14 protein-coding genes and 2 riboswitches are annotated in these 14,296 nt (G+C 40.6%); of the genes, 4 read left to right on the forward strand and 10 right to left on the reverse strand.

Features of this window, described 5'->3' with window-relative positions; all coding sequences use genetic code 11:
* Nucleotides 1–94: 94 nt before the first annotated feature.
* Entirely contained in the window at nucleotides 95–550 is a 456-nt protein-coding gene (mhqR, locus tag BA70_RS11235; protein ID WP_003211701.1) for a MarR family transcriptional regulator MhqR, read from the reverse strand.
* Nucleotides 551–755: 205 nt separating this feature from the next.
* Between mhqR and BA70_RS11240 the strand changes: the two genes are divergently transcribed.
* A complete protein-coding gene (locus BA70_RS11240) occupies nucleotides 756–2,261 on the forward strand; it encodes an ATP-binding protein (RefSeq protein ID WP_034322105.1) in 1,506 nt (501 codons plus the stop codon).
* A gap of 48 nt (nucleotides 2,262–2,309) precedes the next feature.
* On the opposite strand, the gene BA70_RS11245 is transcribed toward BA70_RS11240, so the two are convergent.
* The 6 genes from BA70_RS11245 to BA70_RS11270 all read right to left on the reverse strand — a co-directional run bounded on the left by BA70_RS11245 (nucleotide 2,310) and on the right by BA70_RS11270 (nucleotide 7,355).
* Nucleotides 2,310–2,552: an aspartyl-phosphate phosphatase Spo0E family protein gene (locus BA70_RS11245; RefSeq protein WP_034322108.1), complete on the reverse strand. Its 243-nt coding sequence runs from the start codon at nucleotides 2,550–2,552 to the stop codon at nucleotides 2,310–2,312.
* A gap of 301 nt (nucleotides 2,553–2,853) precedes the next feature.
* Complete coding sequence (locus BA70_RS11250) at nucleotides 2,854–3,384, reverse strand: 1,2-dihydroxy-3-keto-5-methylthiopentene dioxygenase (RefSeq protein WP_034322110.1); 531 nt, start codon at nucleotides 3,382–3,384, stop codon at nucleotides 2,854–2,856.
* Nucleotides 3,385–3,401: 17 nt separating this feature from the next.
* Nucleotides 3,402–4,040, reverse strand: coding sequence for a methylthioribulose 1-phosphate dehydratase (locus BA70_RS11255; protein ID WP_034322112.1), 639 nt, complete (start codon nucleotides 4,038–4,040; stop codon nucleotides 3,402–3,404).
* The gene (locus tag BA70_RS11260) at nucleotides 4,004–4,699 is read right to left on the reverse strand and encodes a 2-hydroxy-3-keto-5-methylthiopentenyl-1-phosphate phosphatase (protein ID WP_034322115.1); all 696 of its coding nucleotides are present in this window, start codon (nucleotides 4,697–4,699) and stop codon (nucleotides 4,004–4,006) included. Before BA70_RS11260 ends, BA70_RS11255 begins: the two co-directional genes overlap by 37 nt.
* Nucleotides 4,700–5,920 (reverse strand): 2,3-diketo-5-methylthiopentyl-1-phosphate enolase, encoded by a 1,221-nt coding sequence (mtnW, locus tag BA70_RS11265; protein WP_034322117.1) that lies wholly within the window; start codon nucleotides 5,918–5,920, stop codon nucleotides 4,700–4,702.
* Nucleotides 5,921–6,019: 99 nt separating this feature from the next.
* Nucleotides 6,020–6,121, reverse strand: a riboswitch (SAM riboswitch).
* A 52-nt stretch (nucleotides 6,122–6,173) separates the two neighbouring features.
* Nucleotides 6,174–7,355, reverse strand: a complete 1,182-nt coding sequence (locus BA70_RS11270) for a pyridoxal phosphate-dependent aminotransferase (RefSeq protein WP_034322120.1) — start codon at nucleotides 7,353–7,355, stop codon at nucleotides 6,174–6,176.
* A gap of 162 nt (nucleotides 7,356–7,517) precedes the next feature.
* Nucleotides 7,518–7,675: riboswitch (SAM riboswitch) on the forward strand.
* 80 nt (nucleotides 7,676–7,755) lie between these two features.
* On the opposite strand from BA70_RS11270, the gene mtnK reads away from it, so the two are divergent.
* Nucleotides 7,756–8,949 carry an S-methyl-5-thioribose kinase gene (gene mtnK, locus BA70_RS11275; protein ID WP_034322122.1) on the forward strand — a complete coding sequence of 398 codons (1,194 nt, stop codon included), beginning with the start codon at nucleotides 7,756–7,758 and terminating at the stop codon, nucleotides 8,947–8,949.
* 6 nt (nucleotides 8,950–8,955) lie between these two features.
* Entirely contained in the window at nucleotides 8,956–10,017 is a 1,062-nt protein-coding gene (mtnA, locus tag BA70_RS11280; RefSeq protein ID WP_034322125.1) for an S-methyl-5-thioribose-1-phosphate isomerase, read from the forward strand.
* Between the two features lie 25 nt (nucleotides 10,018–10,042).
* On the opposite strand, the gene BA70_RS20825 is transcribed toward mtnA, so the two are convergent.
* The 3 genes from BA70_RS20825 to BA70_RS11290 all read right to left on the reverse strand — a co-directional run bounded on the left by BA70_RS20825 (nucleotide 10,043) and on the right by BA70_RS11290 (nucleotide 12,970).
* A complete protein-coding gene (locus BA70_RS20825) occupies nucleotides 10,043–10,177 on the reverse strand; it encodes a hypothetical protein (RefSeq protein WP_262982640.1) in 135 nt (44 codons plus the stop codon).
* A gap of 89 nt (nucleotides 10,178–10,266) precedes the next feature.
* Nucleotides 10,267–10,758: a methylated-DNA--[protein]-cysteine S-methyltransferase gene (locus BA70_RS11285; RefSeq protein WP_034322127.1), complete on the reverse strand. Its 492-nt coding sequence runs from the start codon at nucleotides 10,756–10,758 to the stop codon at nucleotides 10,267–10,269.
* Between the two features lies 1 nt (nucleotide 10,759).
* Nucleotides 10,760–12,970 carry a PAS domain-containing sensor histidine kinase gene (locus BA70_RS11290; protein WP_034322130.1) on the reverse strand — a complete coding sequence of 737 codons (2,211 nt, stop codon included), beginning with the start codon at nucleotides 12,968–12,970 and terminating at the stop codon, nucleotides 10,760–10,762.
* A 294-nt stretch (nucleotides 12,971–13,264) separates the two neighbouring features.
* Here BA70_RS11290 and BA70_RS11295 point away from each other — a divergent pair, with 294 nt between their 5' ends.
* Nucleotides 13,265–14,284, forward strand: coding sequence for an acyltransferase family protein (locus BA70_RS11295; RefSeq protein WP_034322132.1), 1,020 nt, complete (start codon nucleotides 13,265–13,267; stop codon nucleotides 14,282–14,284).
* Nucleotides 14,285–14,296: the final 12 nt, after the last annotated feature.

Below are 14,296 nucleotides of genomic sequence, written 5' to 3' on the forward strand. Positions count from 1 at the left end.
GACATTCGTGAGCACCAGCGCGCAGGATTGACACCGAATGCGAGGGTTTGTCTTCACGCTGAAAAGGAAGCCAGCGGCTTCCTTTTTTATTTGTTTATTCTTTATGATCATATAAATGCTTTGCACGCAGTCCCACATGTTTGAGCATATCGATGCACGCATCCTTCTCTTCTTCACTCAGCACACTGATCATCTCATGAATTTCTTTCGCATGATCTGGGAAGATATCATCAAGCAAAGCTCGTCCTTGTTCCGTAATATGCGCAAATGTCACCCTGCGGTCTTCTGCACAAGCCTTACGACTGAGGAGTTCTTTTTTCTCCAACTTATCGACCACATACGTGATGCTTCCGCTTGCGAGTAAAATCTTATCACCGATTTGCTGAAGCGGCTGATCACCTTTATGATACAGCAATTCTAGTACAGCAAATTCAGTCGGATTCAGACCGTGTTTGACAATATGTTTGTTCATGTGATGGTTAATTGAGCGATAAGCACGTGATAATACAATAAACAATTTCAATGATTTCTCAACATTATGATTTTCCATTTTTTTATCATCCTTTATGAAATGCAACCCACTAATGTGACATTAATAAACAATAAGTAAAATGTCAACATGTTGATCCATCTTTAGCATGAAAATGAGACCAGAACGAATCACCTAATTTTTTAAAAATCATACAAGTCATCGTAATAAAGATAGGTTCAATGCTATAATAAGTCTATTAGGTAATACGTTGGAGCGATGAATGATGAGTATATTGAAAGGGTTTTGGAAGAAGATCAGGCTGTACCTTATTTTGGTGATGATTCCAACCCTAATCATTAGTTATTTTATCTACGAAAAAGAAACTGAAAAAATCGATTTAAAAAACAAACAAACTGCTACACTTATGTTAAATATTCACAAAAACCAAATGAATTATTTAATTAGTGAAACAGAGGCGAGATTAACTTCCCTTGCCATGGGATTTGACCAGCCGCTTGAGACGAAAAAAGTACAAAACATCCTAGAGAAAATCTATAAACAAGAACCTCGTTTTTCAGGCCTGTATCTCCTAGACAAAAAAGGAAATGTAACAGCAAGCACCACCGTGTTAAAGGAAAAAATCAACCTATCATTCAGAGATTATTTTAAGCGCATTCAAGTGACCAAGCAGACCGTGATCACAGATAACTATGTGAGTAGAATTACAAAACAGAGAATTCTCTCCATTTGTGTCCCTGTTTTGGATGAAAACGAAGAAGTCACCAATGTTTTAGTTGCCGCCATTCAAATTGACTATTTAAGAAATATTATGAATGTATTAAACCCAGATCTTCATTTTAAGATGCTGAATCAAAATGGACATGTTGTGTTTACAAGTGGTCCGAAACCAGCATCAGAAAATGACAGCACCGTGTCTACATATTTAGATGAAAATAGCTGGAAGCTAGAGGTTTTTCCGCAGCGTGCTTCAACTAGTGAAGTGCTGTCCGTTACGCTGGTTCCTCTATCCAGTGCTTTTATTTTATTAAATATTTTATTCACACTTGTCCAATATGTCATTTTAAGGCGTCAAACTCAGCAGGAGCGTCATCAAAATGAGGCACAAAAGCTTGAATTGATTGGAACACTCGCGGCAAGTACAGCACACGAAATTCGCAACCCATTAACAGGAATTAGCGGGTTTATACAGCTTTTGCAAAAGAAGTATCATTCAGAAGAAGATCAGCTCTATTTTTCTGTCATAGAGGAAGAAATTAAACGGATTAACCAAATAGTCAGTGAATTTCTTGTGTTGGGAAAACCAACCGCAGAAAAATGGCAGAATAATTCTGTGAAAGAAATTGTGAGTGAGATCATGCCGATCGTTTTCTCAGAGGCAAACCTGTATAATGTCGAGGTTGATTTACAAATCAATACGATTCAAGATGTTGGTGTCTATTGCACGAAGGATCACATTAAACAAGTCGTATTAAATGTAGCGAAAAACTCTTTAGAAGCGATGCCAAATGGCGGTCATTTGAAGATTGTGGTTGAGGCTGAAAAAGAACATGTCATCATTAAAGTGACGGATACGGGTGAAGGCATACCGGAGGAGATGCTAAAGCATATCTTCCTCCCCTTTATTACGTCGAAGGAAAAAGGCACAGGTCTTGGGCTTGTCGTGTGTAAACGAATCATTTCGATGTATGGCGGGACAATTGATATTCATAGCGAAGTGAATAAAGGAACAACCGTTATGATCATGCTTCCTTCCGCTCACTCAGCATAGCTAAAAGAGTTCAGCCGGTTTTGCTTATGCAAGACCGGTTTTTTCATGTCAGTAAGAGGGCCGGTTCACGGATAGGAGACTCATTTGGGACACAAGATCATGAAAGGAGGGGGCAGATTGTTTCTCATGAAAAAGAAGATGCTGATACTCATTCATCAAGTTGTCCAGTTCTTGACTATATTTAATTGTCGTCTCACCTGTGTACCCTTCCACTTGAGCAGCTTCTACCATTTGTTTTCTCTTCTCATCAATGGACATCAGCAATTGTTCTTTCCTTACATAAATATTCATGATCTCATCTCCCGCAATGAATTCATCTGTCTATGCTCTAAATGATTCGACACCAAAATTATACTTTATTTGTAAATTAAATTAAATATGCTTATTTTATTTAATTTTTTACAGCCTAAAGACCTCTTACCCAATCATTTCTAGGGGTAAACTTCAAATTTGGACAGGACTGACACATTGATTAAACAGAATTTTATCCTATGCAGAAGATCAAAATCAACTATTTTCTTTCTCATTTTATGTCTATTTTCCTAAAAAAAAGCTGATCTTCCGCCCCATGCGGAATGATCAGCTCCTTTCATTAAACCGTTTCTTCTTCGTAAATTGGCACCCAGCCCTCAGTTGTGACAAATATGCGAACTGCGACCACTTTGCGATCCTCTTGCAATGTAAAGTAGTGACGAATATTTGGTGGCACAGAAATTAAATCGCCTGGATTCAGTCTCACATCAAAAAAGACGCCATCTTGCCCTTGAATGGCAAAGATTCCGTGCCCACTCACAATAAACCGTACTTCGTCATCTGTATGATGGTGCTCACGCTTAAAGTTTTGGAGCAGCTCGTCAAGATTTGGTGTCGCATCAGATAATGAAATCACGTCCTGCGCTTTGTACCCTCTCCGTTCAGATATATTCTGTATTTCCTTTTGGAAAACGGTCAAAATTTCTTCTTTTTCCTCATCTGTTAAATCATACTTTTCTGATAACCGGTTTGGTAGCTTTTCAATATCCCAATGTTCATAAATGACCCCTTGTTTTTCTAAATATGCCGCTACCTCTTGTTCGTTCTCAAGTAATGTGTTCTCTTCATTATGAATAAAAATCGTCGCCATGTGTTTTTCCTCCTTTTTTATCTAACAAGCTGCCTTTGATAAAGCGTTAATTTTAAATGATAGCTAAATAAAAATTCATAAGCCTCTAACACTCGTTTTGCTTCAAATGCTGTTTTTCCCCAGACAGTGATGCCATGATTGCGAATGAGAACAGCACCTGATTCCGCCTCTTCTGTAAGGTGCGCTGCAAAGTGTTCTGCAAGAAGCGGAATATGAGCTGGGTTTTCAATAATAGGAAGAATGACTTCTGCATCCTCTTCCCAATAACCAAGGGCTTTGATGATTTCGTTGCCTTTAAAACGAACCTCTCCTTTATCCCCATACAGCTCTGAAATGACATTATTATCGATTGTGTGGACATGGAGACAGCAGCCTGCTTTCGTCCGCTCATACACATATGTGTGAAGCAGTGTTTCGGCCGATGGTCTGAGTGGTTGATTCGGATCATTAGGCTGACCTGCTGCATCAACTAAAACAAAATCTTCGTCCGATTCTTTTCGTTTATCTTTGCCGCTTGCCGTCACCAAAAACGTGATTGGATCATCCGACACCTTGATCGATAAATTACCGCTTGTTCCGAAAAACCAGTCTCTTTGTGCCAGTTCACGTTTAACGTCTGCTAGCTCCTGCCAGCGTTTACTCTTTGCGTCTGCCATTCTTTCACTTCCTTTATTTGAACAAATTGCGCTTTTAGATCGATAAATGTTTCATACTCTTTATGTAAGAGCCCGAGCTCTTTACACTCATTCAACAAATAGTCACGCGCAAACGTGATATCTGCATGTTTTGCTGCCTCAATATCGGTTACTGAATCTCCAATCATGATAATGAAGTCTTTTTCATGAGTCAGCTTTCGAATGATCGAGGGCTTGCAGCAGCCACAGCCACTTTGACATTCTGAATCGCAGGCATGCGGCCATTCAATCTGAATATGGTCTTCTTTAAATGACGCATGATTGCAATAAATATCTGCTTGATCTACAATGCCTTCGAGTATGGGATAGACAAAAAAGTCCATACCGCCGCTTAACACATAGAAAGGAATGTCTGCTTTTTTTACATCATCAACAAATTGCTTGAATCCTTCCCGAATCTCTGTATCTTCTAAAATAAACGACTGAATGGCTTCCTTCTGATCACTCGTTAGCAATTGAAACATCTGTCCGACGCCTTCTTGAATTGTGATCTCCTTTGACAGGACACCATCCTTCAGCTTCGTCCATTCACTTGGTGCAAACTGCTTCATGATGCGAATAATATTATCATTTTTCGTAATCGTTCCATCAAAATCACAACATACAATTGGTTTTTTCATTTATTCTGCTACCCTTCCCCAAAGATCAAGTGCTACTTTTAAGTCTTGGCAAGATGATGCCTTTTCCTCGATGGACTCTTCATTTATCACCGCATCAATGATGGATCGAAATGCTTTCCCTCCACCGATGGCTCCCCGCGGATGTCCGTGAATTCCTCCACCTGCGTTAATGACATGATCGAATCCAAAATCTTTGATCAATACCGGAACCATACCAGGATGAATACCTGCTGACGGGACAGGGAACGTTTTTTGAACCGTATCCTCTTTTACACAAGCTTCATAGATACCAAGGGCATCTTTTTTCGGAAGTGCGACCGATCCATAAGGAGATGGAAAAAGGCTCAAATCAGCGCCAGCATATCGATTTAATGTACCTAAAAGAAGCGAATGTGAAAATCCATATTCAGGAGATGATGTAAACGCGCCGCTCACTGCTGGATGTGCCATTATAGGCAATTGGATGTCTGGGTCCTCAGCTAAGCTTTGCATGACATCAAGTCCGTAGGCAAAGACGTTGAATAGAAGCGCATCTGCTCCGAGTTCAGCGGCCTTCCTTGCTCGATCTTTAAGTTCAAATGTTCTGCCAGTTAAATTGACAGCATACAGCGTGCGGTGCCCTGTCTCTTCATATGTTTCTTTTAATATCTTTTTTCCTTCTTTGATTCGTTCTTCAAAAGGGGCTAATGGACTTTCAAATAAAATTTCATCGTCTTTGATGAAGTCAACACCGCCTAATGCCTGTAAACGGAGCTGCTCCTTTAAATCCGCCATATCACGGCCGATCACGCCTTTAAAAATACTCATCAATAACGGACGATCAAACACATCTAATCTCTTTCGGATCCCCTCTATTCCAAATACCGGTCCAGGCAGCCTTTTTTTAAACCTTTTCGAAAATTCTATATCGACAAGCTTTACTTTCCCATCTAGTGAAAGCTTTCCAAATATCGTCGTTAAAACGGCTGGTATGTCAGCTGAAAAGTTAGCCTCAGGATAAGCAATTGTTACCTCTGATTGATACAGACCATTTTCGGCTGATGCAAACTTTTCGGTCACTTTCTCTACTCGGCCTTTATGTTTTTTAAGTTGCTCCTTTTTGAGCTGCGGCAAATCCGTCCATGATCCAACTGTTAAACCAAGCGCGATCTGCTCCGCTTTTCGGTCAATTTGTTCATCCTCTCGATGTGTTAATACGTATGTTGCCAGTAATTCACTCACTAGGAATCCCCTTTCGATTGCGTCCTCTATATGTTCAATAAAAAAACCTCTTTAAGTGCTTGGGCAGCGCCTTAAAGAGGTTTCGTCTCATTCATCCGAATCTTATCTCTCAGCGCCTGCTGCAAGAATTAGCACCGTGCTTCATGGAAGTCGGTTGCCGGGCTTCATTGGGCTAGTCCCTCTGCCTACTCTTGATAAGAATATTCAATTTTCTTAAATATTGCCTGAATTATCCCACCATTTTTTTACGTTGTCAATGGCTTTTTTCAAATAGCTGCAAGGCAGCGATGCGTTCTGCGGCTTCTTTTAACCGCTCCTCACTTGTTAAAAGCCCTACTCTGACATAGCCTTCACCGCCAGCACCAAAGCCATTCCCTGGCGCAACGACAACATGTGCTTTCTCTAATAATAAGTCAGAAAAAGTTTCAGATGTATACCCTTCAGGCACCTTTAACCAAGCAAAAAATGATCCCTTCGGTGCAGTTACGTCCCAGCCAATGTCCTTACATGCAGCAATCCATGTATTTCGTCTTTTTTCATAACGATCATTTTGCACCTGTACGCACGTTTGATCGCTTAAAAGAGCTTCTGCTGCTGCATCTTGAGTCGCTTTAAACAGTGACACAAACAGATGATCCTGATAAAGCTCGATCGCTTCAATGACAGAGGGATTTCCTGCTGCAAAACCAACTCTCCAGCCGGCCATATTATATGTTTTGGACAATGTGTAAATTTCAATGCCCGTCTCTTTCGCTCCATCTATTTGCAGGAAGCTGACCGGCTTTTCTCCATCGAATCCAATGCCGCCATATGCGAAATCATGGACAACACACAATTTGTGATCTTTCGCAAAAGTCACGGTTTCTTCAAAAAATGCACGACTTGCAGTGGCACCAGTCGGATTGTTTGGGTAATTTAAGTACATCAATTTTGCCTTTTTCTTATCAGCCTCTGACAATAGATGGTAGTCAGGTAAAAAATCATTTTGTTCAAGAAGAGGCATCGTGACCATATGAGCTCCAGCAAGCACGGCGCCAGACCAGTAATCAGGATAACCTGGGTCTGGGACAAGCAGCGTATCACCCGGATTCAAAAGGCATTGAGGCAGTTCAACAAGTCCCGCTTTCCCGCCAAATAAAATCGCGATCTCCGTCATTGGATCAAGCGTAACCCCATATTCTCTTTCATAAAAGGCGGCGGCGGCCTTTTTTAGTTTCGCCGTCCCGCGGAATGAAGAGTATTGGTGATTTTCCGGTTTTGCTACCGCTTCCTGCATGGCTTTGACAATATGCGGCGGGGTTGGCTGATCAGGATTTCCCTGACCTAAATTAATGATATCGGCCCCTTCCTGCACTTTTTTCTGCACTTTTTGGACAAGCGACGCAAAAAACTGTTTCGGTAAATGTTTCAACACATCTGATTGCTGGAATTCCATTTTTTCACCTTCTATTCAAGTTACATGACAATACACTCACTGTAATAGATTGTTTTATGAATTGTAAAGCAATTTTGAAAAAAGATTGACATGTGAAGAGTAGCTCTGATAATATCTTGAATTAAGAAATACATGCAGACAAAACAATTACATATTGATTTCTCTTATCGAGAGTTGGGCGAGGGATTTGGCCTTTTGACCCCAACAGCAACCGACCGTTAATACCACTGTGAAGTGGGGCGCAGCAAGTAAAGCGCCGAGACAATTGTCTTATAGGGCACGGTGCTAATTCCATCAGACGTATGTGCTGAGAGATAAGAGAGGCTTAGAGCATACACGCCATCAAGCCTCTTTCTCTCAGGAGAAAGAGGCTTTTTTATATGATTTGGAGGGGAAGCAATTGGTTACACTTACGGCATCATATGAAGAATTAACAGAGAGCTCGGCAGTTGCACTCGCAATTAGACTTGGCTTGATCCAAGAAAGCAGTCATTTAACATGTACTGAAATCGGTGACGGAAATTTAAATTACGTCTTTCATATCTTTGATCACAAACGTGAAAAAGGCTTGATCATCAAGCAGGCACTGCCTTATGCAAAGGTGGTTGGGGAGAGCTGGCCGCTTACATTAGACCGTGCAAGAATTGAAAGTGCTGCACTGATTAAGCAGTCAGAATATACACCGCATCTCGTACCAACAGTCTATTATTCTGATACAGCTCTTGCTGTGACAGCAATGGAGGATCTATCACACCTAGAAATCGTCAGAAAAGGGCTAATTGCCGGAAAACAATACCCGCATTTATCAGCTCATGTCGGTGAATTTTTAGGCAAAACACTATTTTACACATCTGACTTTGCCACAAATCCTAAAATCAAAAAACAATTCGTGAAGCAGTTTACGAACCCTGACCTTTGTGACATCACAGAAAAACTCGTCTTCACAGACCCTTTCTTTGATAGTGAAACAAATGACTTCGAAGAGGAATTAAGAGAAGATGCCGAAGCATTGTGGACCGATCTTGCAGTGCAAGCCAAAGCAGCAGAACTAAAGCGGATTTTCTTAACCTCAGCTGAAACACTGGTTCATGGAGATCTTCATACAGGCAGTATTTTTGCAAGCGAGACTGAAACAAAGATCATTGATCCAGAATTCGCTTTTTACGGTCCCTTTGGATTCGATATCGGTCACTTTATTGCCAATCTACTCTTGAATGCTTTATCTCGTGAGAATGAGCAGGATCAGCAGCACCTTTTTGATCATGTTGTCAATGTATGGGCAACATTCAAAGAAGTGTTCACAAAAGCTTGGAAAGAAGACAGCATTGAAGCGTTTAGTGTATCAGACAGCTTTTTAGAAACAACCTTTGACCGTATTTTAAAAGAAGCGACAGGCTTTGCTGGCTGTGAGCTTGTTCGCCGAACCATTGGTCTTGCTCATGCCGCTGATCTTGATGCGATTCCATCACCAACTAAACGAATTCAGCAGAAAAAAGCAGCACTTACACTCGGAAAAACGTTCATCAAACAATATCATGCAGTGGAAACAGCGTCTGACCTCGTCGCATTATTCCAGCAATCTGTAAAGGAGTGACGGGTTTTGTCTAAAGAATTTGAAGTTCCCCGTTCCGTCGAATGGGAAGAAAACCATATTAAAATTTTGAATCAACAAAAATTACCGGCTGAAACCGTATTTGAGCATTTATCTACTAAGGAAGATGTCTATGATGCGATTGTGACGTTAAAAGTGCGTGGAGCACCTGCTATTGGCATTACAGCCGCTTTTGGGCTTGCGCTCAGTGCCCAAGAAATTGATACAGAAGAAATTGATGTCTTTCAACAAGAAGTAGCTCGACTAAAAGAATATTTAAACAGTGCTCGTCCAACCGCTGTAAACCTTACCTGGGCATTAGACCGACTGCTTCAGCGCATTAAGCGTGCTGCTTCGGTGAATGCAGCCAAAACAGATCTTGTCCATGAAGCCATTCAAATTCAAATCGAAGATGAAGAAACATGCAGGCTAATCGGTCAAAATGCCCTCCAGCTCTTTAAATCAGGTGACCGTATTATGACCATTTGTAATGCAGGCTCCATCGCAACGAGCCGTTACGGAACAGCACTTGCTCCTTTTTATTTAGCCAAAAAGAAAAATCTCGATCTTCACATTTATGCTTGTGAAACACGCCCCGTTCTTCAAGGCGCCAGGCTGACGACATGGGAACTCATGCAGGGCGGTGTGGATGTGACGCTCATTACAGATAACATGGCAGCCCATACGATGAAAGAAAAGCAAATTTCTGCTGTCATTGTTGGAGCTGATCGGATCGCTCGAAATGGAGATACAGCGAATAAGATTGGAACGCTAGGTCTTGCCATTCTGGCTAAACACTTTCAAATTCCGTTTTTTGTGGCAGCACCGCTTTCGACCTTTGATGTATCGACCCTTGATGGGGCAGATATTCCGATTGAAGAGCGAGACCCGCTGGAAGTAAAGGAATTAAACGGCATACAAATTGCACCGCCCGATGTTCAAGTATTTAATCCCGCCTTTGATGTCACTCCCCACCATCTTATTTCAGGTATCATTACAGAGAAGGGGATTATCACTTCCAATTATACAGAGGAAATTGATGCACTTTTCACTGAAAGCATCTCCCTTTAATATCAAAAAAAGCGCAGTGTTCTCGTCATTTAAGAGCACCGCGCTTTTTTGTTTCATTCGTTTTAGCTAATATTTCTTTTTTCTGTTCCTCTGTCAAGACGTTCATTTTGACACATAGTGACGTGACGGCATACACTTTATCTTTTTTGCCCCAAAACATCCTAGCGCCCTCCTTTTTCCCTCGACCAACTTTTTTAGCTTAATAAAAGGATATGTCGTTTGCTAAACATTTGGAACAGGTCAACGGATTTATTTTTGAACAAATGGGATGCCTTCTAATTCAAGCAGAACCGCTTTCATATCTGTCTTCGTTCCTGCATAGCCCGTGAGAGACCGGTCTTTCCCAATGACCCGGTGACACGGGATAAAAATAGGCAATGCGTTGCGCCGGTTGGCTTGTCCAATGGCTCTGACGGCCTTTGGATTGCCAATCGCTTCTGCAATGTCTGCATAGCTTTTTGATTCACCGTATGGAATAGCCGAAAGTGCCTCCCACACTTGCTCTTGAAACGGAGAGCCAGCTTGCTTGAGTGGAAGATCGAATACTTTACGATCTCCCTTGAAATACTCATCAAGCTGTTTTTTTGCTTCTCGTAAAACAGACGTATCTTCTTTTTTTAGATCGGATGCCTGTTTTTTTGCCAAAAACGGTTCATCATCAAACACCACTTCGATAATGACACCGTCTTTTTCTAGTATGTATAATGCCCCGATTGGTGCGTGATAGACTGTATAATACACATTAAAGCTCCCCTTCTTGTTTCTGTTGCCTGAGTGGCAGCGTGAGATGGAAAACCGTCCCTACTCCTTCTTCACTCTCTACCTCAATGGTTCCTTGATGCTCTTCAATAATTTTATAACTAACCATTAAACCAAGTCCAGTACCTCGTTCTTTCGTTGTATAAAATGGTTCACCAAGACGCTTTAGCTTATCCTCTGTCATTCCGCAGCCTTCATCACGCAGTGAAATGACAATATGCTCCTCCCCCTTCCGCTGAATACTCACGTATACATTTCCTTTCCGCGGCATCACTTCAATCGCATTTTTTAAAATGTTAATGAACACCTGTTTTAATTGATTTTGTTCACAGTAGATCAGCGGAATCTCATCCATCACATTGAGGTGCATTTGGACATTGCCAAGATTCGCCTGTGCGTGCAGAAGATCCATCGTGTCTTTTACAATTTGCACCACGTTTTTTTCTTCATACACAATGGCTTGTGGTTTCGCTAAAATCAAAAATTCTGTAATTATGGATTCAATTCTTTTTAGCTCGGATGTGATGACATTGAAATAGAGTGAATATTCCCCTTCAATATTTCCTTTCAGCAGCTGAATGAAGCCTTTTAATGCCGTCATCGGATTTCTAATTTCATGAGCAATTCCAGCGGCAAGCTCTCCGACCACATGAAGGGTATCTGATTTTCTTACCCGCTCTTCTAGTTCCTTTCGCTCTGTCACATCTCTAAAGATCGCTAGATTCATGTTATGAATGATATTGCGTTTAAAGGAGAATTCTAGTATGCGTTGATCTGGGTGGTTCAGCACAAACGGAACTTCATTGTCCATCTCATCTAATGACATCGCCTGAGCGGGCTGTGCCAAATTTTCAATTTGATATGGTGCAAGTATATGAAAGAGATTCATTTCAGTTAAATGATCGTCCTTCAGTTCTAGCAGTTCGCTTGCAGAAGGATTGACATCAATAATCCGGTATTGATTATCGAAAAGAACAATGCCATCCATTGACCCATTAAATACTTTACGGAATTTGAGCTCACTTTCACGCAGCTCCTCCTCCATTCGCTTTCTATCACTGACATTACGTAAAATGGTTAAGTGCTGTCCTTCTAATACCGCATGCTTTGAGGTGAACTCAAGCTCTTTAAATTGACCATTTGCCATTCTGAACAGGAGTTCTTCCCTTATTTCATGATTCCTGATATAACGTCTTCTTGTCGGTCTATATCTCTTATCAGATTTGACGAGAAAGTCTGTGAGTTTCTTGCCAATCAGTTGATGCATTGGTAATTCAAAAATACGGCAGGCCGATTCATTGGCTCTCACAATCTCTCCATCGTCCGCCCATATGATGATAGCATCCATCGCATTTTCGAATATTTCTCTAAAGCGTTCTTCACTTTTTAACAACTTCTCTTCCATTAACCTTTTTTCTGTAATATCCCGCATGATGGACATATAAAAACCACTCATGACATTTGATGTAATGGTCAGTTCGAATAATTTGTGCTGACCAGATTGTAAGGTAACGGGAAGCTCTCCTTTTGCTTTCCCTGTTTCTTTTAATGACGTTAAAAGGTGCTGCAAGGCTGGAAGATTTTCTTCTTCGACAAATTCATTTAAATAGCGATCTGTTAAATCTGTCTTTTGAAGCTCAAAGCTCTGACAAAAAGAATGATTGGCGTCTATCATGCAGCCATCCTGATCAAAAATGACCATACCATCAATCGCTCGGTCAAACAAATCTTTGAACAGCTGCTCATTCATGGAGCGTTCTCGTTCTAAGATTTTCTTTGAAGAAATATCTCGCATCACCACAATATATTGCTGATTCACGGCGTCATGTTCTGCGACAAATTCAATGTATTTTGTCTCGCCGTTTTCAAGCTGGATGGAGATTTCTCTTTTTAATGTACCTTTTCGAAAAAAAACCTCTAGTGAGCATTCAATTTTATTTTTCGGGATGCCGTATAAGAAATCTAGAACGGATTTATTGAGGAGGTCTTCTTTCGGTGTCTGTACAAGCCGGCATGTTGCTTCGTTGGCTTGGACAATGTTGAGGTGCTGATCAAATATAAAAATGGCATCTAACGTCTTATTTAACAACATTTTTTGCTGCATCAACTCAGTTCGCAAATATTCGTTCTCTTTTTCTAATTTTCTGATATTTTCCGCAGAGATTAATCGCTTGCCATCGAGCGTTTCAGTCATTCTCTTACACTCCTTTTCCAGCCTCATTCCTCTACAATATTTCTACAATATTTTCATTGTTCCTTCATTCGACTCATAAAAAAAGATAACTTTTTACACGAAGACTGTTTAATTTATTTCATGCGGATGACACGATTGTATAATGAATCTCTTTTCTTACGTTTCTTTTGCAACCGTTATACAATTTCAAATCAAATAGCGAAATGAGCCAAAATGTATTTTAAAATGGGGCAAATGAGGGAACCGTGCACTTAGAACGTTTATGTTTGAAATGAAGCAGGGAAAGGTGATGTTATGACATCTTCACGAGATAGTTATTTTGATAATGCGAAATTTCTTCTGATTTTTCTAGTCGTTTTTGGTCATTTGTTACGGTCATTCATCCATGATAATGATTGGTTGCTCTACTTATACAAGTTTATTTATACATTTCATATGCCGGCCTTTATCTTGGTTTCTGGCTTCTTTGCAAAAGGATTTAGACAGCCTGGTTTTATGAAAAAAGTCGCCGTTAAGCTGATCATCCCATATTTAATTTTTCAGGTGATCTATTCTGTATACTATTATCTCTTGCAGGATCAAAGCATGTCCAATTTAAATCCAATTGATCCGCAATGGTCTTTATGGTTTTTAATTAGTTTATTCTTTTGGAATTTACTGCTCATTCCTTTTTCCAAACTGCCGTTCCACTGGGCGATGATCGTCAGTTTATCGATCGCATTACTTGTCGGTTACGTGGACAGCATTAGCAATACGCTCAGCTTATCGCGTACGTTTGTCTTTTTGCCCATGTTTTTGGCTGGCTTTTATTTAAAGAAGCAGCACTTTGAATTTATTCGAACTAGCAAAGGGAAAATAACAGCACTTTTTGTATTGATGGGCGTGTTCATGTTTTGCTATTTCTATGAATTCGATTATTCCTTCTTATTTGGGTCACAGTCATACTCTTCTCTTGGAGATGAAGGACTGATTGCGGCTATGAAACGAATGGCATGGTATTTGCTTGCCTTTGGCGCTACATTTAGCTTCTTTGCACTTGTTCCAACACGCCGTTTCTTCTTTACAAAATGGGGCACAAGAACGTTATATGTCTATTTATTGCATGGTTTTGTCATCAAGCTGCTCAGAACCACTTGGTTTGATGATTGGGCACTAAATGCGGCAAGTGTACTGATTTTATTGCTGCTAACCATCCTCTTAACCTTTACCCTGTCTAGTACATTTGTCAAAACTGTTGCACAGCCAGTGATTGAGCTCAAAATGACCAATCTCATGCGAACGATCACTGGCAAACAAAGCAGCTATATCAAATAAAAAACGATCCCA

It is taken from the genome of Bacillus zhangzhouensis (assembly GCF_000715205.1).
In the GTDB taxonomy this organism is placed as follows: domain Bacteria; phylum Bacillota; class Bacilli; order Bacillales; family Bacillaceae; genus Bacillus; species Bacillus zhangzhouensis.